Source organism: Stenotrophomonas sp. YJH_SMC_27, from assembly GCF_059369815.1.
The window spans coordinates 1-17356 of record NZ_JCAFTA010000011.1; the positions used below are offsets into that span (position 1 = coordinate 1).

The window sequence follows — 17356 nt, forward strand, 5'->3', positions numbered from 1 at the left end:
GCTGTGCGTTCGGGCGCTTGCGAAGCAGTGCTTCGCAAGCAAAGCGCCCTCACCCATGTAAGCTCGGTCGCCGCTTGCTCGTGTGCGCTGTCCTGCGCACACGGCAAGACCGGGGTTGGGCGTCCTGCCCAACCCGCCCGAAGCATGCCTCGGGCCCATGCGGCTCACGCCCCCGCAACCGGACCCACCCTGCCTTCGACAGTTTCCTGCGATCTGATGGTGGGTGCCGACCGTTGGTCGGCACTGATCGAATCCCGGCCAACGGTCGGGATCCACTTTTGTAGAGTCGAGCCATGCTCGACTGCTTTGCTTGAACACGCTGGACGCCAGCGCTGACAACGGCGAGGATGGAGCCTGGTTCTTCTGGCTGGCCCTGCATGGCGCAACGCATCCTTGAACCCGGTGAGATCGAGACACTGGCCTCGCGCGATGTTCCGCGCATCATCCTGCCCGATGTCGCTTCCCTGTTCGCCGAGCGCGCGACGCGCCTGCGCAGCCTGGCCGCGCACAGTGCCATCGGCGGTTACCTGCAGCTGCTGGCGGCGTTGGCAGATGAACAGCAGGCACTGCTGGACGAACTGACACCACAGCAACGCGAAGCGCTGCAATCGCAGGCACGTGCGCAGCAGTCGAGTGCGGCGGCCGGTGCCGGCATGCCGTTGCGGCCGGCCAACACGCTTCACCTGGATGGACGCTGGCGCGACTGGCTGCGCACGCTGTGCCAGCACTGTGCCAACGAGGCCGGGCTGCCGGTGGAAACCCGCCAGGAGCTGCATCGCGTCGCCGCGGCCGACGATGCCTGGCTGGATGCGCAGGCCCATGCCGTGCTGGAGCGTGATGACGCGCCATCGGTGGATGCGGTCGCTGCACTGCTGGTGATGAACGCACTGCAGGTTTACTGGGCGGTGCTCGCAGCCAGCTTCCGCCCTATCGACCTGAAGCCGCTGGCTGATGCGCCAGGGCTGTGCCCGCTGTGCGGCACGTTGCCGGTGACCAGCGTGGTGCAGGCACGCCCACCCTATGCATCGTACCGTTACCTGTCGTGCTCGCTGTGCGCCTGCCAGTGGCACTACGTGCGCGTGCAGTGCAGCCAGTGTGGTGCCGCCGGCAAGGACATCGCCTATCGCGCCCTGGCCGATGTGGACGGCGACAGCGGCGAGGCGGTGCGCGAGAGCGCGGTACGCGCTGAGACCTGCGACCACTGCCACGGCTATCGCAAGATCCTGTATCTGGAGAAAGACCCGTCACTGGAGCCGGTGGCCGATGACCTCGGCACGCTGGCGCTGGATCTGCTGCTGGCCGAGGAAGGCTATGCGCGTGCCAGCCAGAATCCGCTGCTATGGCAATCCGACGGCGACTGAGGCGATGACAGCCATGCCCCCCGCCCCGGCATCGGCCGCCGCCCTGCCCTCGCTGGACCGGGTGCTGCGCCTGCCTGCACTGGCGCCACTGATCGAAGGCCACGGTCGAAGCCGCATCACCCAGCTGCTGCGTTCGCACCTGCAGGTGCTGCGTGAGCGTGTAAGCGCCAGCCAGTTGTCGACCGCGCAGCTGCAGGAAGCGGTCGACGGCCCGGCGCTGGCGACGGCAGTCGAGGCCGCACTGGCAGCCGATGCACGGCTGGACCTGCAACCGATGTTCAACCTGACCGGCACCGTACTGCATACCAACCTGGGCCGCGCATTGCTGCCCGAGGCTGCGGTGCAGGCCGTCACCCGCGCGACGACCGCGCCGGTGGATCTGGAGTTCGACGTCATCCGTGGCCGTCGCGGCGACCGCGATGCGCGGGTGCAGGCATTGATCTGCGAACTGACCGGCGCCGAAGCCGCCACCGTGGTCAACAACAATGCGGCGGCGGTCCTGCTGCTGCTCAACAGCCTGGCCAACCGCCGCGAGGTGGTGGTGTCGCGCGGCGAACTGGTGGAGATCGGCGGTGCCTTCCGCATCCCCGATGTGATGCGCAGCGCGGGCGCGCGGCTGCTGGAAGTGGGTACCACCAACCGTACCCATCCGGCCGACTTCACCAACGCCATCGGCGCGCGCACAGCGCTGCTGATGGAGGTGCATGCCAGCAACTACGCGATCACCGGATTCACTGCCAAGGTCGACACCGCGGCAATGGCTGCGATCGCGCACGAACATGGCCTGCCGCTGGTGGTGGACCTGGGCAGTGGCAGCCTGTGCGAGCTGGCGGCCTTCGGCCTGCCGCACGAGCCCACCGTGCAGGAAGCACTGGCGGCCGGCGCCGATCTGGTTTCGTTCAGTGGCGACAAACTGCTGGGCGGGCCCCAGGCCGGGATCATCGCCGGCCGCGCCGACCTGATTGCACGGATCAACCGCAACCCGCTGAAGCGGGCACTGCGCATGGACAAGATGGGCCTGGCCGCACTGGAAGCGGTGCTGGCCCTGTACCGCGAACCGGAGCTGCTGGCACAGCGGCTGCCCACCCTGCGCACCCTGTCGCGCACGCAGGATGACGTTGCTGCGCAGGCCCATCGCCTGCTGGAGCCGATGAAGTCCATGCTGGCAGACGACTACACCCTTGAAGAGGCCTCAATGCACAGCCAGATCGGCAGCGGCGCCCAGCCACAGGCGCAGCTGGCCAGCGCCGGACTGCGCATTACCAGCGCGCGCCGTGGCGGACTGGATCGCTTGGCCAGGCATCTGCGTCAGCTGCCGCGCCCGGTGCTGTGCCGCATTGCCGATGACGCGTTGTGGCTGGACCTGCGCTGCCTGGAACCCGCCGACGAAGCGGCCTTCCTGGCCCAATGGAGCATGCTGCAGGCATGATCGTCGGCACCGCCGGGCATATCGACCATGGCAAAACAAGCCTGGTACGCGCACTGACCGGCATCGAAACCGATCGCCTGCGGGAAGAGCGTACGCGCGGCATATCGATCGAACTGGGCTACGCCTATGTCCCGGTGGAAAGCGGGGACGTCGAAGGTCCGGCCGCGACGCTGGGCTTCGTCGATGTGCCGGGCCATGAACGCTTCGTGCATACGATGGTGGCCGGCGCCACGGGTATCGACGTCGCCCTGCTGGTCATCGCTGCCGACGACGGCGTGATGCCACAGACCCGCGAGCATCTGGCCATCCTGCAACTGCTGGGCGTGAACCGCGGTGCGGTGGCGCTCACCAAGATCGACCGTGTGGATGCGGCGCGCCTGGCCCGGGTCGAGATCGAGGTCGCTGCCCTGCTGGCCGGCACGCCGCTGCAGGATTCCCCTGTGTTCACCTGCAACAGCACCGCACCCGACGATGCTGGCATCAACGCGCTGCGTACCCAGCTGCACGCGTGGGCGGCGGACGACGCCAGCACGCGCCAGGCCGAACTGCGCAGCGAGCTGTTCCGCATGCCGGTGGACCGCGTGTTCTCGCTGGCCGGCCACGGCACGCTGGTGACCGGCGCAGTGCACGGCGGCATCGCCGCGGTGGGTGAGCATCTGCAGCTGATGCCGGCCGCCACTGAAGCGCGCATACGCAGCATCCACGCGCAGAACCAGGCCAGTGACCACGCGATGGCCAGGCAGCGCTGCGCGCTGAACCTGGCGGCCATCGCCCGTGATGACATCCGCCGCGGTGACTGGATCGCCGACGCACGCGCACTGCTGGCCACCACCCGCGTTGATGTGCGGTTGCGGCTGTCCGCGTTGGCCGCACCGTTGCGCGACTGGGCACCGCTGCATATCCACTGGGGCACGATGCACCGGCAGGCCCATGTGGTGCTGCTGGAGAACCATGACCACGGTGATGGGCAGTTGGTGCAGCTGGTGTTCGATGCTCCGGTCTGTGCGATGTGTGGCGACCGCTTCATTGCCCGCGATTCAGCGGCCACCCACACGCTGGGCGGCGGCCTCGTGCTCGATCCGGACCCGCCACAGCGGCGCCGACGCAGTCCTGCACGGCTCGCATGGCTGGGAGCACTGGAGCAACTGGCCGCGGGTGCGGGAATCGGCCCACTGTTGCAGCAGGCGCCCTTCGGTGTTGCCATGGCCGCGCTGCAGCGCTACTGCCGGCGCGCCGCCGACCGGATCGTTCTTCCCGCAGGCGCACAGCGCGTCATCACCCGCGAAGACACGGTGGTCATCCTCGCCTCGCACTGGCAGGCATTGCGCGAGCAGGTGATCGCCTCACTGCGTGGATGGCATGAGCGACGCCCGGACGAACCCGGTGTCGACAGCGGCCGCCTGCAGCGCAGCACCCTGCCCTCGCTTGCAGCGAGCCTCTGGAATGCCCTGCTGCAGGAGCTACTGGACGACGGCAGTGTGCAACGCGTGGGTGCCTGGTGGCGCCTGCCCGGCCATGACCATGCGCCACCGGAACGCGAGCGTCTGCTGCTGGAACGCGTGCTGCCGCAACTGCACGCCGGGGGCTTCGATCCACCGTGGGTGCGCACCCTGTCCGCGGAGATCGGAATGGCCGAAGACGAGATCCGCGCCGTCCTGCGCCGCGCCACCGCACGTGGCGAGCTGTTCCAGGTGGTGCCGGACCTGTTCTATGCACCCGCACGCATTGCCGAACTCGCCGCGATCGTCGCGCAGCTGTCACAGGCCAGCGGCACGGTGGATGCGGCCACGTTCCGCGATGCCATCGGCCTGGGCCGCAAGCGCAGCATCCAGATCTTGGAGTTCTTCAACCGCGTTGGCTACACTCGACGCGTCGGTGACCAGCATCGGCCGCGCGGCGACCTGCAGTGGAACGCAGCCCGCGACTGAGCCCACCGCTACCGCCGTACTTTCGGAAGGCATGCGCATCCGGGCATGCGGCTGGGCTTCAAACCCAGTAGGGGGCGTCGATCGTTCCCTGGTAGGTTCGACTCCTGCTGTCTTCCGCCATTCGTGTTTCCGCTGGAGATGTCGGCATGGCCACGCACGTGCAGTCCCCCGCCCCGTCAACGGCCGATGCCCCGCAACGACTGACGTCTCTCGCGCATGGCGGCGGCTGCGGCTGCAAGATCGCGCCGGGCGTGCTGAGCGAACTGCTGCGCGGCGTTCCAGCACTTCCGGCACCGGCCGAACTGCTGGTTGGCCGCGAGACCAGCGACGACGCCGCGGTGTACCGCCTCGATGATCGCCAGGCGATTGTCGCCACCACCGATTTCTTCATGCCGATCGTCGACGATCCGTTCGACTTCGGCCGCATCGCCGCCACCAACGCGCTGTCGGACCTGTATGCGATGGGCGCGCGCCCGCTGTTCGCGCTGGCCATCGTCGGCATGCCAATCAACAGCCTGCCGCAGGACACCATCCGCGGCATCCTGCAGGGCGGCGAACGTGCCTGCGCCGATGCCGGCATCGTGGTGGCCGGTGGTCACAGCATCGATTCGGTGGAACCGATCTATGGCCTTGCCGCGATCGGCGTGCTCGACCCGCAGCGACTCAAGCGCAATGCCGATGCCCGTGCCGGCGATGTGCTGGTGCTGGGCAAGCCGCTGGGCGTAGGCGTGTACTCGTCAGCACTGAAGAAGGAAGTGCTGGACGCCGACGGCTACCAGCAGATGATCGCGTCGACCACCCGCCTGAACACCGTGGGCGTGCCGCTGGCTGCGCTGGACGGCGTGCATGCCATGACCGACGTCACCGGCTTCGGCCTGCTCGGCCACCTGCTGGAAGTGTGCCGCGCCAGTGGTGTCGCTGCCGAGGTGGACAGTACACAGGTGCCGCTGCTGCCGCAGGCGCTGGAGCTGCTGCAGCGTGGCTGCGTGACCGGCGCTTCCCACCGCAACTGGGCCTCGTATGGCGCCGAGGTGCGCTTCGCCGATGGGTTGCCGGCACACTGGCAGCCGCTGCTGACCGACCCGCAGACCAGCGGCGGCCTGCTGGTGTCCTGTGCCCCGGAAGCGGTGGACGCGGTGCTGGCCTGTTTCCACGACGCCGGGTTCGGTCAGGCGGCCGTGGTGGGGCGGCTGGCCGAAGGCGCGCCGGGCGTCAGCGTGCGCTGATGCGCTGGAACGACAAGGGCGCCCGAAGGCGCCCCTGCTGTATCGCCGGATGCAACATCATTCGATGTTCTGCACCTGCTCGCGGATCTGGTCGATCAGCACCTTCAGCTCCACCGCGGCATTGGACGTGCGGCTGTCCACCGACTTCGAGCCCAGCGTGTTGGCTTCGCGGTTGAACTCCTGCAGCAGGAAGTCCAAGCGGCGGCCGACCGGCTCGCGCTGCTTGAGCACGCGGCGGATCTCGACGATGTGGCTGCCGAGCCGGTCCAGCTCTTCATCCACGTCCAGCTTCTGCAGCCACAGCACCAGCTCCTGTTCGGCACGACCAGGGTCGACCGGGTGCGGCAGGTCGGCCAGGCGTGCGGCCAGCTTGGCGCGCTGGCCGTCGCGAATGGCCGGAATCAGCGTGCGCACTTCGGTGGCGATGCGCTCGATGCCGTCCACGCGCTCGCTGATGGCCGCCGACAACTTGCCGCCTTCGCGCTCACGGGCCTCGACGAAGCCATCCAGCACCTGGTCCAGCAGCGCCAGCGCCTCGACCTGCAGGGCGGCGGCATCGGTGGCCTCGCCACGGGTCACGCCCGGCAGTTGCAGCAGGTCGGTGAAGCTGACCTGGAGGTTGGGGAAATCGGAGGTCAGCCGGTGCGCAAGGCGACCCAGCTGGCCCAGCAGCGCCTCGTCCACCTGCAGGTTGGCCGCCGCTTCCGGCGCGCGCAGGCGCATCACCAGATCCAGCTTGCCACGGCTCAGGCGCGCGGCGATGCGCTCGCGCAGCTGCGGTTCCAGCGCCCGCAGCTCCTCGGGCAGGCGGGTGCCGACCTCCAGGAAGCGGTGATTGACCGAGCGCAGCTCGCAGCCCAGCGTGCCCCACGGGGTGACCCGCTCGCCGCCGGCATAGGCGGTCATGCTTCGAATCATGGAATGTGTCCGGTGCGTGCAAAGGGGGAATGGTACCCTAGCGCCCTCACCAGAGCCCCCTTGCCCGCCCCATGAAGGCCGCGGGCGTGGCGGCGTACTCCCTCGCCATTACGGAACCCGCACCATGTCCGATTCCCGCCCCAGCGGCCGCCAGCCCGACCAGCTCCGCCCGGTCGTCATCCAACGCGGCTTCACCCGCCACGCCGAAGGTTCGGTGCTGGTGTGCTTCGGTGAAACCCGTGTGCTGTGCACCGCCAGCGTCGAGAACCGCGTGCCGGGCTTCCTGCGCGGCAAGGGCGAAGGCTGGGTCACCGCCGAATACGGCATGCTGCCGCGCGCCACCCACACCCGCAGCGACCGTGAAGCGGCCCGTGGCAAGCAAGGTGGCCGCACGCTGGAGATCCAGCGCCTGATCGGCCGCAGCCTGCGCGCCTGCGTGGATCGCAACGCGCTGGGCGAGCGCACCATCACCCTCGACTGCGACGTGCTGCAGGCCGACGGTGGCACCCGCACCGCCGCCATCACCGGCGCCTACGTGGCGCTGGTCGATGCGGTGAACGTGCTGATGAAGCGTGGCGACATCAAGCGCAACCCGATCCTGGGCGCAGTGGCCGCCGTATCGGTAGGCGTGTACCGCGGCACCCCGGTGCTGGACCTGGACTACGCCGAAGACAGCGACTGCGACACCGACATGAACGTGGTGATGAACGACGGTGGCGGCTTCATCGAGCTGCAGGGCACCGCCGAAGGCCACGCCTTCCGTCGCGATGAACTGGACGCGCTGCTGGGCTTGGCCGAGAAGGGCGTGGCCGAGCTGCTGGCCGCGCAGCAGGCGGCGCTGTCGGCATGAACCGCCGCATCGCCCTGACCACCCTGGTGGTGGCCGACTATGACGAAGCCATTGCCTGGTACACCGGCAAGCTCGGCTTCGCACTGTTGGAGGACATCGACCAGGGCCACAAGCGCTGGGTGGTGGTCGGCCCGACCGACGGCAGCGCCGCCGCCCTGCTGCTGGCCCGCGCCAGCGACGAGGAACAGCGCAGCCGCATCGGCAACCAGACCGGCGGCCGCGTCGGCTTCTTCCTCAACACCGACGACTTCCGCCGCGACCACGCGGCGATGGTCGCCGCCGGCGTCGAGTTCCTGGAAGCGCCGCGCGAAGAACCCTATGCAACGGTTGCGGTGTTCCGCGATCTGTATGGCAACACCTGGGACCTGCTGGAGCCCCGTCAATGAAGAAACTGGTACTGGCCAGCCACAACGCCGGCAAGCTGGTGGAGATGCAGGAGATCCTCGCCGATCTGCCGCTGCAGATCACCTCGGCCGCCGAACTGGGGCTGGGCGATGTGGAAGAGACCGGCCTGACCTTCGTCGAGAACGCGCTGCTGAAGGCACGCGCGGCCTGCGAAGCGACCGGCCTGCCGGCGCTGGCCGATGATTCGGGCCTGATCGTCGATGCCCTCGGCGGTGCGCCGGGCCTGTACAGCGCACGCTATGCCGGCCACCCGACCAATGCTGCGGCCAACAATGCCAAGCTGCTGGACGCGATGGCCGACATTCCCGATGGCCAGCGCAGCGCCCGCTTCTATGCGGTGATCGTGCTGCTGCGCCACGCCACCGACCCGCAGCCGTTGATCTGCGAAGGCCGCTGGGAAGGGCAGATCATCCGCGAACTGCGCGGCACCAATGGTTTCGGCTACAACCCGGTATTCCTGGACACCACCCATGGCCTGACCGCCGCGGAAATGGAGCCGGCACTGAAGAACGCCATCAGCCACCGCGCCATTGCCCTGCAGCAGCTCAAGCAGCAACTGGCGACGCTGTACTGACGCCACCCGATCGACCCAGGGAAGCCGGCCAGCGGCCGGCACTACCGAAGAAGCCCATGCCGCACGCCCACGACCACTGCAACCACCTGCCCGGCGAAGCCTGCTCCGCCGACCACGACAACCCGCCGCGGCTGGTGCCGCCACCGCTGTCGTTGTACGTGCACCTGCCGTGGTGCGTGCGCAAATGCCCGTACTGCGATTTCAATTCGCACCAGGCCAAGGGCGAGCTGCCGTTCGACGCTTATATCGATGCGCTGCTGCGCGACCTCGACCAGGACCTGCCGCTGGTCTGGGGCCGGGTGGTGCACAGCGTGTTCTTCGGTGGCGGCACGCCCAGCCTGTTCCCGCCGGAGGCGATCGACCGCTTCCTGCAGCAGGCCAGCGCGCGCCTGCGCTTTGCCCCCAACGCCGAAATCACCCTGGAAACCAACCCGGGCACCGCCGAGCATGGCCGCTTCGACCGCTACCGCGCGGCAGGCGTCAACCGCCTCAGCTTCGGCATCCAGAGTTTCGACGATGCGATGCTCAAGCGCCTGGGCCGCATCCACGACAGTGGCGAAGCCGAGCGCGCGGTAAAGATGGCGCAGGACGCGGGCTACGACAACTTCAACATCGACCTGATGTATGCGCTGCCGGAACAGACCCTGGCCGGTGCCGAGGCCGACCTGGAACGCGCGTTCGCGCTGCAGCCGGCACACATCTCCCACTACCAGCTGACCCTGGAACCGAACACGGTGTTCTTCGCGCGGCCGCCGCAGGGCATTCCCGACGAAGACAACGCCTGGGACATGCAGGAACACTGCCAGGCATTGCTGGCACAGGCCGGTTTCGGCCAGTACGAGGTCAGCGCCTATGCGCGCCCCGGCCGGCAGAGCGCGCACAACCTGAACTACTGGCGCTTCGGCGACTACCTGGGCATCGGTGCCGGCGCGCACGGCAAGATCAGTTCCGGCGCCGAGCAGCATGTGCTGCGGCGTTGGAAGCTGAAGCACCCGCAGGCCTACCTGGACAGCGCCGGCACGCCCGCCTCGTTGGGCGGCGACGACGTGATCGCGCCGGAGCGCCTGCCGTTCGAATACATGCTCAACCTGCTGCGCCTGCACGAAGGTTTTGGCCTGCGCGATTTCGAGTCGCGCACGGGGCTGCCGCGCAGCGTGCTGGACGCTCCCCTGGCCGAGGCCGTGCAGCGCGGCTGGCTGGACATGACCGATGGCCATGTGCAGCCGACCGAGCTGGGCCGCCGATTCACCAACGATGTGGTGAGCCTGTTCCTGGAGGAGTGATCTTCGCTTGGCAGAGGGTAGTGCCGGCCACTGGCACTCCGGTAAAGACAGCGCTGCCGGCCAGCGGCCGGCAGTACCGCACATCAGGGCCATACCGGGCGGATGCGATTCCCGTTCAGCCTAAAGTAGCGCCGACTGCGGCCGACACGGTAGATTCACAAGATCGATCCGCGGGAATCCGGATACCGCCTGCCGATGTCAGCTGTCTTTTCCCTCACCTCCGCCGACAAAGCCCGGCTCGCCGCCAGCAACCTGTCACCGCGGGTGCGCGAGTTGTTGGGTGCGTTGATCGGCCTCTGCCGACAGACGCTGGCCGCGCCGCTGATCCTGACCGTCGAAGCGTTGGAGCAGACCCTGCTGCACGATGCCGATCGCGCACGCAATCCGCAGCAGCAGGCCGAGCTGATGGCCCAGCGTGGGCAGCTGCATGCGTTCTCCGGCCACTTCGCCGACCGTATGCTCGACGCCGTGGCCGATGCGCTGATACGGCTGCGCGAACCCATGGCCCACCTCAGCCCCGGTTCCACGCCACCGCCGCTGCCCGGCATGCTCGGGCTGTCGCTGGTCGATGAACATGAAGTGGACCGCGACCTGCTGCTGACCGAGATGGTGCGGCGGGAGACGCTGCGTTCGACCAACACGCTCAACTTGCTGGGCCAACGCCTAGGCGTACTGGCGGCAGCACCGGCCTTCGAGGCCGACACCCTGCCACTGGCACCGCAGGCACTGTGCGCCATGCTGCGCCGGATTGCCGAACAGGATTCGCTCACTGTCGACGTTCAGCTGGCGCTGTACCGCAGCTTCGAACGCCAGGTGCTGGAGCGCCTGGGCGACATCCTCGACCGTGCCAATGCCCTGTTGGCCCAGCACGGCGTGCTGCCCGGCCTGGTCTACACCCCCTATCTGGCGCGTTCATCGAGCACCCGGCGGATCATCACCCAGTCGGTGGGCGGTGGTCGCGCCACGCAGCCGGCAAAGCGTGCCGCCGCGCCACTGACCGGCTGGAACGGATCGGCACCGGCCGGCTCCTGGTCCAGCCTGGTACAGGACGCCTTCCACGGGGGCGGCGCAGCCGGCCCCGCCACGCCGGGCGTGACCACATCCACCGGCAGTGCACTGCATGAGCTGCTGCAGCAGGCGCGGCATGCCAGCCCTGCCCCGGCGGACAGCGGCGCGGTGCCCAGCGCGGCAGTCGACGCAGTCCTCGCGCGCCTGCAGGCCCAGTCCAGTGCCGCAACCGGAGTGGCCGACCTGCAGGCTGCCGTGGTCGCGCAGCTGCGCAGCGAGCATGGTGCGCAGGCCCAGCTGGGCAGTCACGACCGTGACAACCTCGACCTGCTGCGCATGCTGATGCAGCAGGTGCAACAGCAGCAGCGTCCCGATCCGGTGCCGGCCGCCCTGCTGGCGCGCCTGCAGGTGCCCCTGGCACGCGCGGCCATGGCCGACCCGGGCTTCTTCGTGCGCGACGAACACCCTGCGCGTGAGCTGCTCAACCAGATCGCCGAAGTCGGCGCCAACTGGCTGGGCGATGACGATGTGGACCCACAGCTGCTGCAGCGCATGGCGCAGAGCGTGCAGGGCCTGCTGGGGCAGGATGCACGTGCGCCGGAGGCCTTTGCCGCCGCCAACGAAGACGTGCAGCAGCACCAGCGCGCGGCGGCCCATCGTGCCGAACTGGCCGAGCGCCGCCATGTGGAAGCCGCCCGCGGCAAGGAGCGATTGGAACTGGCCCGCCGCCAGGCCACCGCACAGATCGACCAGTGCTGCGACACGCAGTCGCCGCCGCGCTTCGTGCAGACCCTGCTGCGCCAGGCCTGGGCCGATGCACTGACCCTCACCCGCCTGCGCCATGGCGACGATTCGCCACAGTGGCAGGAGCGCCTGCAACAGACCGAGCGCATCGCTGCCATCACCGCACAGGCCATCGACGCCCCTGGCGGCACCGATACCGCGCTGGCAGCGGACGTGGAGGCCGCACTACTGCAGGTCGGCTACCACGCCGAGGAAGCCGCCGCCGTCGCGCGCAGGCTGGCCACGCCCGGCGGCGAGGATGAAAGCACCTCGCGTACCGAGCTCAGCGCACGCCTGAAGGCACGTGCGCGCCTGGGCGAGCACGCCGGCACGAACAGTGGCACCGCGCCTGCCACACCGCGCAGCAGTGCTGAAGAAGCGGCCTACCAGCAGCTGTCCACGCTGCCGTTCGGCAGCTGGTTCGACATCGACACGGGCGCTGGCACGCTGCGCCGCCAGCGCCTGTCCTGGTACAGCCTGCTGACCGGCCACGCGTTGTTCGTCAATGCGCGCGGGCAGAAGATCACCGATACCGACCTGGATACGCTGGCACGGCAGATCAGTGCTGGGCGCGCGCAGCTGGTCACCGAAGACAAGGGCCGGCTGGTCGACCGTGCCTGGGAAGCCAGCCTCGGTGCGCTGCGTGCACTGGCCACGGGCCGCGCACAGGAGACCCCCGCATGAAAGCCGTACCGCCGCAGGACACCCGCCGCGCGCCGCGCCGCCAGGTCTCGGACCTGGTGCCGGTCACCGACCAGATGCGCGAGTGCGTGGTCGGACGCCTCGGCAATGTCTCCGAAACCGGCATGCTGATGCTGGCCAGCGTGCCGCTGCGCGAGGATGCGCTGTACCAGCTGCGCTTCCCGTTGCCACTGGGTGATGGCCGCCAGCAGGCCATCGACGTGGGCGTGCATCTGCTATGGAGCGAGCCCGCGCACGTACCCGGGCAGAGCTGGACCGGCTTCCGCTTCCTCACCCTGTCACGCGAGCATCGGCAGCTGCTGCGGCAGTGGGTGGGCGAGGACAGCGACGAGGGACCGGTTTCGACGGCCTGAGTGCCGGTTCCGGCACAGCGGTTTTTCGCGGTATGCGGCAGAATCTAGGGCCGTTTTCCGTGTCGAGCCACCGCAATGATCCAGCAAGACCCCGGCGCCCTGTATTCCGACCACCTGGCCGTGCTGTGCCGACGTGCCGAACAGGCGCTGGCCCGCGGTGGCTTCGATCACCTGGTGGTGCCCAGCGGCACCCTGCACTACCAGGTGTTCGACGACCGCGACTACCCGTATGCGGTCAATCCTCAGTTCAAGGCCTGGCTGCCGCTGACCCGCGTGCCCAACAGCTGGATCGTGTTCACCCCGGGCAAGCGCCCGGCCGTGATCTTCCACCAGCCCTTCGACTACTGGCACGTGGTGCCGGACGCCCCCAGCGGCTGGTGGGTGGAGCACTTCGACATCCACATCATCCGCAAGCCCGAAGAGGCGCTGGCCCTGCTGCCGGCCGACCCGGCGCGCTGCGCGATCCTGGGCGAGCCACAGAGCGCGCTGGGCAACTACGTGCCGAACAACCCGGCGCCGGTGGTGAATTACCTGGAATGGCACCGCGGCAGCAAGACGCCGTATGAGATCGCGCTGATGCGCCAGGCGCAGGTGCTGGGCGTGCGCGGCCACCGCGCCGCCGAAGCTGCGTTCCGCAACGGCGCCGACGAGTTCAGCATCCACATGGCCTATTGCCAGGCCGTGGGCCAGGATGCCAACGAGCTGCCGTACGGCAACATCGTGGCGTTGAACGAACACGCCGCCGTGCTGCATTACACCGAGCTGGGCCGCAAGGCGCCGCAGCCGCTGCGCAGCTTCCTGATCGATGCCGGTGCCAGCGCCTACGGCTACGCCAGCGACATCACCCGCACCTACGCCGCACAGGGCCACGACGAGTTCGCCGCGATGATTGCCGCCGTCGACGCCGCCCAGCAGCAGATGTGCGCAGCGGTGCGGCCGGGCTTTGACTACAAGCAGCTGCACGTGGACGCGCATCTTTCACTGATGGGCGTGCTGAAGGACTTCGGCGTGATCAAGGTGTCGCCGCAGACCGCGTTGGAGACCGGCGTCAGCGCCGCGTTCTTCCCGCACGGCATCGGCCACCTGATCGGCTTGCAGGTGCACGACGTGGCGGGTTTCGCGGCCAGCGACGAAGGCGGCCGCATCGAACGCCCGGCCGGCCACCCTTACCTGCGCCTGACCCGCGTGCTGGAACCGGGCATGGTGGTGACCATCGAACCGGGCCTGTACTTCATCGACATGCTGTTGAACGAAGTGAAGGACGCCGGCCATGGCGACGCGATCAACTGGGAGCGCGTGGACTTCTTCCGCCCGTATGGCGGCATCCGCATCGAAGACGAAGTGCTGTGCACAGAGGGCGAGGCGGACAACCTGACGCGGCCGGAGTTTGCGGCGGCCAACGGCTGAGCCCCTCGTGGTTGCCCGTTGAATCAAAAGCCGCGCTTGGCCGGGCGGGGTGGGTTTGCAGGACACGCCGTAAACCCATCCATGGGGGCTCGATGGCGCCATCCATGGCGCCAACGGTCCTGCAAACCCACCCCGCCCAGCCTTTGACAGTTTCCTGCCGCGTCCAACCACGGAAAAGAAAAAAGAAAAGCAGAAGCGGGTCGCTCGCTGCGCTCGCTCTGTGTCGACCAGGGTCGACACCTACCAATCGTCGTTCGTTCCAACAACCGCAATTGCCAGTAGATCCACGCCATGCGTGGATGATTCATTCGATGTCTGACAGATGTGCCGACCAACGGTCGGCACCCACCAACAGCCCCGTGAACCTGTCGAAGGCGGGGTACTGTGGGTTTGCGGGGTGTGAGCCGCATGGATGCGGCGACCAAGCCTCCACGGACGGATTCACGGCGTCCCCGCAAACCCACAGTGCCCCGCCATCCCACGGATAGCCCGCTGTTGCTGTTGCTCCAGCTGTTGCGTCTGCGGGTGCAGGGCTGCAAGCCCTGCAGAGCCCCCCCTTACCCCGCCATCACCGCTTCGATTTCGTCGGCGCTGCGCGCCAGGCCTTCGGTCAGCACACGATGTCCGTCATCGGTAATGAGCACGTCGTCCTCGGTACGGATGCCGATGCCGCGCCAGCGCGGCTCCACCGTCGTGTCGTCCACGCCGATGTACAGCCCCGGCTCGATGGTGAACGCCATGCCCGGCTCCAGCAGGCGTGAATCACCGGCGAGGCGGTAATCGCCTACATCGTGCACGTCCAATCCGATCCAGTGCCCGGTCTTGTGCCGGTAGAAACGCTGGTACAGGCCCTCGGACAGGTTCTTTTCCAGCGTGCCCTTCAACAGGCCCAGCCGCAGCAGGCCTTCGGTCAGGGTCTGTACCGCCGCCAGGTGGCCAGCCTCATACGGCACGCCCGGCTTGGCCTGGGCCAACGCAGCGGCCTGTGCATCGCCGACCAGGTCGTGCAGTGCACGCTGCTCGGCACTGAAGCGGCCATTCACCGGGAAGGTGCGGGTGATGTCGCTGGCGTAGCCGCGGTATTCGGCACCGGCATCGATCAGCACCAGCTCACCATCGCGCGAACGCGCGTTGTTGTCGCGGTAATGCAGGATGCAGCCGTTGCGGCCGGCACCGACGATGCTGCAGTACGCCGGCACGGCATCGTTGGCGCGGAACACACGCTCCAGCTCGGCCTGCAGTTCGTATTCGTGGATACCCGCCTTGGCCACCTGCATCGCAGCCAGATGCGCACGCACGCTGATCTGCGCGGCGTGGTGCATCAACGCGACTTCCGCACCCGACTTGAACAGGCGCTGCTCGTGCAGCAGGTGGCCCAGCTCCAGAAACTCATGCGGTGGCTGCGCACCGTGGCGCACCTGCGAACGCACGCGGTTGACCCAGCCGATCAGCTTCAGGTCGAAGTCGGCATCGCGGCCGAAGTGGTAGTAGACGCGCGAGCGCCCTTCCAGCAGGCCCGGCAGGATGTCGTCCAGATCGTCGATCGGGTAGGCATCGTCCATGCCGTACTGCGCCACCGCGCCTTCCTGGCCGGCGCGGCTGCCGTCCCAGGCCTCGCGCTCGGCATCACGCTCGCGGCAGAACAGGATGGCCTCGCCGTGGCGGCGGCCCGGAATCAGCACCAGCACCGCTTCCGGCTCCGGGAAGCCGCTCAGGTACTGGAAGTCCGAATCCTGGCGGAACGGATAATGGGTATCGAGGCTGCGCACCTTCTCGGCTGCGGCCGGCAGTACCAGGATCGCGTCCTCGCCGGCCATGTCCATCAGCTGGCGGCGGCGACGCTTGTATTCGCCGGCCGCGATGCCGGTGCGCTGCTTGATGTCCATCAGTTCAGGCGCTGCCGATGGCGCGAGGCCAGCACCACGTCACCGTGCAGCAGCAGCACCGCCACGCGGATGAATTCCTCGATCTCCGACAGGGCTTCGTCGTCATCATCGCCGCCGGCCTCGAAATCCTCGCTGGAGGCGCGGGCCAGGCTGGCCATGTCGGTCAGCGCTTCCTCGCCCTCTTCGGACAGGGCTGGCCGGTTGCCACCACTGCCCAGACCGAAGCCGCCCAGGAACGAGCGGGTCCAGCTGAACATGGCATCGGCCTGCGCGGACACGTCATCGTTATCGGTCAGCAGCAGTTCGAAGGCGAAGTCACGGTCTTCCAGCTGCTTGATGGTGACCTGCAGCAGCTGCGCCAGCACGCTGTCGGCAGCCACCGGCGCCAGGCTGTCGTCGGCCAGCACGCGCGCCGGCCAGTCGTTGCCGGGGGCGCCGCCGGCGGCCAGCCAGCCACACAGCGCGCCGTGCAGCTCGGCAGCGGTGGCGCCCAGGCCCAGTTCCTGGCTGGCGCGGGTAACGTCGTCGACGGAGGGAAGTTCGGTCATCGTGCGGCTCGTTCGGAAAGGAAACCCGGGGCGCGCACGCGCGCGCCCGTGAGACCCCGTAGTGTAGCAACCCGACGGCATCCTCTCCGCAGCCGTCCAGCCTTGCTGCGACAACGCTTGACCGCCCTTACCCGGCTTGCCTATCGTGCCCGTATGGAACCCGCTGATCCCCTTGCCCAGCTGCAGGACTTCGCCGCCCGCGTGGAAGCGTTGCTTGAACGCAACCAGCGCCTGGCCGAGGAGAACCGCAGCCTGCGCCACCAGCAGGAACAGCTGGTGGCCGAGCGCTCGACGCTGCTGGCCAAGAATGAGCAGGCACGTTCGCGGGTGGAAGCAATGATCAGCCGGCTCAAATCCCTGGAGCAGCACACATGAGCGCCGAACCGGTCAGTGTCCGCATCCTCGATCGTGAATACACCGTGGGCGTCGGCGGCGATGAACGCGACAGCCTGATGGCCGCCGCGCGCCTGCTGGATGCGCGCATGCGCGAGATCCGCGGCAGCAACCGCATGGCCGCGGTCGATCGCGTCGCCGTGCTGGCCGCGTTGAACCTGGCCCACGAACTGCAGCTGCTGCGCGACGAAAACGCCCGCCAGGCGGTGGCCCTGCAGCAGACGCTGGCCGACCTGAACCGGCGTCTGGACCGCGCCATCGACGGCAACGCCTGAAGGTCGTGCACAACGCGTCTTCTCATA

At 68.3% G+C, this 17356-nt stretch carries 16 protein-coding genes and 1 tRNA gene; 14 read left to right on the forward strand and 3 right to left on the reverse strand.

What is annotated here, in order from left to right; genetic code table 11:
• Positions 1 to 377: 377 nt before the first annotated feature.
• From fdhE to selD, 5 genes are all read left to right on the forward strand, one after another.
• Complete coding sequence (fdhE, locus tag AC5P7R_RS15915; protein WP_227854033.1) at positions 378 to 1361, forward strand: formate dehydrogenase accessory protein FdhE; 984 nt, start codon at positions 378 to 380, stop codon at positions 1359 to 1361.
• A gap of 4 nt (positions 1362 to 1365) precedes the next feature.
• The gene (gene selA / locus AC5P7R_RS15920; protein WP_227854034.1) at positions 1366 to 2790 is read left to right on the forward strand and encodes an L-seryl-tRNA(Sec) selenium transferase; all 1425 of its coding nucleotides are present in this window, start codon (positions 1366 to 1368) and stop codon (positions 2788 to 2790) included.
• A complete protein-coding gene (selB, locus tag AC5P7R_RS15925; protein WP_031270539.1) occupies positions 2787 to 4718 on the forward strand; it encodes a selenocysteine-specific translation elongation factor in 1932 nt (643 codons plus the stop codon). The genes selA and selB overlap by 4 nt, the downstream gene beginning before the upstream one ends.
• Positions 4719 to 4742: 24 nt before the next feature.
• Positions 4743 to 4838 (forward strand) — tRNA-Sec (locus tag AC5P7R_RS15930).
• A gap of 26 nt (positions 4839 to 4864) precedes the next feature.
• Positions 4865 to 5944, forward strand: coding sequence for a selenide, water dikinase SelD (gene selD, locus AC5P7R_RS15935; RefSeq protein ID WP_227854035.1), 1080 nt, complete (start codon positions 4865 to 4867; stop codon positions 5942 to 5944).
• A 57-nt stretch (positions 5945 to 6001) separates the two neighbouring features.
• On the opposite strand, the gene AC5P7R_RS15940 is transcribed toward selD, so the two are convergent.
• A complete protein-coding gene (locus AC5P7R_RS15940; protein WP_019661992.1) occupies positions 6002 to 6862 on the reverse strand; it encodes a YicC/YloC family endoribonuclease in 861 nt (286 codons plus the stop codon).
• Positions 6863 to 6986: 124 nt separating this feature from the next.
• On the opposite strand from AC5P7R_RS15940, the gene rph reads away from it, so the two are divergent.
• The 7 genes from rph (at position 6987) to pepQ (ending at position 14227) form a co-directional block, all read left to right on the forward strand.
• Entirely contained in the window at positions 6987 to 7712 is a 726-nt protein-coding gene (gene rph / locus AC5P7R_RS15945) for a ribonuclease PH (RefSeq protein WP_049426699.1), read from the forward strand.
• Positions 7709 to 8098: a VOC family protein gene (locus AC5P7R_RS15950; protein WP_005414366.1), complete on the forward strand. Its 390-nt coding sequence runs from the start codon at positions 7709 to 7711 to the stop codon at positions 8096 to 8098. The genes rph and AC5P7R_RS15950 overlap by 4 nt, the downstream gene beginning before the upstream one ends.
• Positions 8095 to 8691 carry an RdgB/HAM1 family non-canonical purine NTP pyrophosphatase gene (gene rdgB, locus AC5P7R_RS15955; RefSeq protein WP_005410891.1) on the forward strand — a complete coding sequence of 199 codons (597 nt, stop codon included), beginning with the start codon at positions 8095 to 8097 and terminating at the stop codon, positions 8689 to 8691. Before AC5P7R_RS15950 ends, rdgB begins: the two co-directional genes overlap by 4 nt.
• A gap of 56 nt (positions 8692 to 8747) precedes the next feature.
• Complete coding sequence (hemW, locus tag AC5P7R_RS15960) at positions 8748 to 9974, forward strand: radical SAM family heme chaperone HemW (RefSeq protein ID WP_111102391.1); 1227 nt, start codon at positions 8748 to 8750, stop codon at positions 9972 to 9974.
• A gap of 195 nt (positions 9975 to 10169) precedes the next feature.
• Positions 10170 to 12449 carry a DUF1631 family protein gene (locus AC5P7R_RS15965; RefSeq protein WP_478436029.1) on the forward strand — a complete coding sequence of 760 codons (2280 nt, stop codon included), beginning with the start codon at positions 10170 to 10172 and terminating at the stop codon, positions 12447 to 12449.
• Positions 12446 to 12820 (forward strand): PilZ domain-containing protein, encoded by a 375-nt coding sequence (locus AC5P7R_RS15970; RefSeq protein ID WP_010484030.1) that lies wholly within the window; start codon positions 12446 to 12448, stop codon positions 12818 to 12820. Before AC5P7R_RS15965 ends, AC5P7R_RS15970 begins: the two co-directional genes overlap by 4 nt.
• A 75-nt stretch (positions 12821 to 12895) precedes the next feature.
• Positions 12896 to 14227 (forward strand): Xaa-Pro dipeptidase, encoded by a 1332-nt coding sequence (pepQ, locus tag AC5P7R_RS15975; protein ID WP_010484029.1) that lies wholly within the window; start codon positions 12896 to 12898, stop codon positions 14225 to 14227.
• A gap of 557 nt (positions 14228 to 14784) precedes the next feature.
• On the opposite strand, the gene AC5P7R_RS15980 is transcribed toward pepQ, so the two are convergent.
• Together AC5P7R_RS15980 and AC5P7R_RS15985 are read right to left on the reverse strand one after the other, a co-directional pair.
• On the reverse strand, positions 14785 to 16107 hold the full coding sequence (locus AC5P7R_RS15980; RefSeq protein ID WP_029379908.1) for an aminopeptidase P N-terminal domain-containing protein: 1323 nt from the start codon (positions 16105 to 16107) through the stop codon (positions 14785 to 14787).
• Positions 16108 to 16112: 5 nt separating this feature from the next.
• Positions 16113 to 16661, reverse strand: coding sequence for a YecA/YgfB family protein (locus AC5P7R_RS15985; RefSeq protein ID WP_138969839.1), 549 nt, complete (start codon positions 16659 to 16661; stop codon positions 16113 to 16115).
• 153 nt (positions 16662 to 16814) lie between these two features.
• Between AC5P7R_RS15985 and AC5P7R_RS15990 the strand changes: the two genes are divergently transcribed.
• Both AC5P7R_RS15990 and AC5P7R_RS15995 read left to right on the forward strand, forming a co-directional pair.
• On the forward strand, positions 16815 to 17036 hold the full coding sequence (locus AC5P7R_RS15990; RefSeq protein ID WP_005410898.1) for a TIGR02449 family protein: 222 nt from the start codon (positions 16815 to 16817) through the stop codon (positions 17034 to 17036).
• A complete protein-coding gene (locus tag AC5P7R_RS15995) occupies positions 17033 to 17329 on the forward strand; it encodes a cell division protein ZapA (RefSeq protein WP_010484026.1) in 297 nt (98 codons plus the stop codon). The genes AC5P7R_RS15990 and AC5P7R_RS15995 overlap by 4 nt, the downstream gene beginning before the upstream one ends.
• Positions 17330 to 17356: the final 27 nt, after the last annotated feature.

Bases quoted from the DNA above. Each gene is read 5' to 3' on its own strand.
- AC5P7R_RS15985 (WP_138969839.1), bottom strand. From the start codon at position 16,661: ATGACCGAACTTCCCTCCGTCGACGACGTTACCCGCGCCAGCCAGGAA.
- selB (WP_031270539.1), top strand. From the start codon at position 2,787: ATGATCGTCGGCACCGCCGGGCATATCGACCATGGCAAAACAAGCCTG.
- selD (WP_227854035.1), top strand. From the start codon at position 4,865: ATGGCCACGCACGTGCAGTCCCCCGCCCCGTCAACGGCCGATGCCCCG.
- AC5P7R_RS15990 (WP_005410898.1), top strand. From the start codon at position 16,815: ATGGAACCCGCTGATCCCCTTGCCCAGCTGCAGGACTTCGCCGCCCGC.
- rph (WP_049426699.1), top strand. From the start codon at position 6,987: ATGTCCGATTCCCGCCCCAGCGGCCGCCAGCCCGACCAGCTCCGCCCG.
- AC5P7R_RS15965 (WP_478436029.1), top strand. From the start codon at position 10,170: ATGTCAGCTGTCTTTTCCCTCACCTCCGCCGACAAAGCCCGGCTCGCC.
- selA (WP_227854034.1), top strand. From the start codon at position 1,366: ATGACAGCCATGCCCCCCGCCCCGGCATCGGCCGCCGCCCTGCCCTCG.
- AC5P7R_RS15995 (WP_010484026.1), top strand. From the start codon at position 17,033: ATGAGCGCCGAACCGGTCAGTGTCCGCATCCTCGATCGTGAATACACC.
- AC5P7R_RS15970 (WP_010484030.1), top strand. From the start codon at position 12,446: ATGAAAGCCGTACCGCCGCAGGACACCCGCCGCGCGCCGCGCCGCCAG.
- rdgB (WP_005410891.1), top strand. From the start codon at position 8,095: ATGAAGAAACTGGTACTGGCCAGCCACAACGCCGGCAAGCTGGTGGAG.
- pepQ (WP_010484029.1), top strand. From the start codon at position 12,896: ATGATCCAGCAAGACCCCGGCGCCCTGTATTCCGACCACCTGGCCGTG.
- fdhE (WP_227854033.1), top strand. From the start codon at position 378: ATGGCGCAACGCATCCTTGAACCCGGTGAGATCGAGACACTGGCCTCG.
- AC5P7R_RS15940 (WP_019661992.1), bottom strand. From the start codon at position 6,862: ATGATTCGAAGCATGACCGCCTATGCCGGCGGCGAGCGGGTCACCCCG.
- AC5P7R_RS15950 (WP_005414366.1), top strand. From the start codon at position 7,709: ATGAACCGCCGCATCGCCCTGACCACCCTGGTGGTGGCCGACTATGAC.
- hemW (WP_111102391.1), top strand. From the start codon at position 8,748: ATGCCGCACGCCCACGACCACTGCAACCACCTGCCCGGCGAAGCCTGC.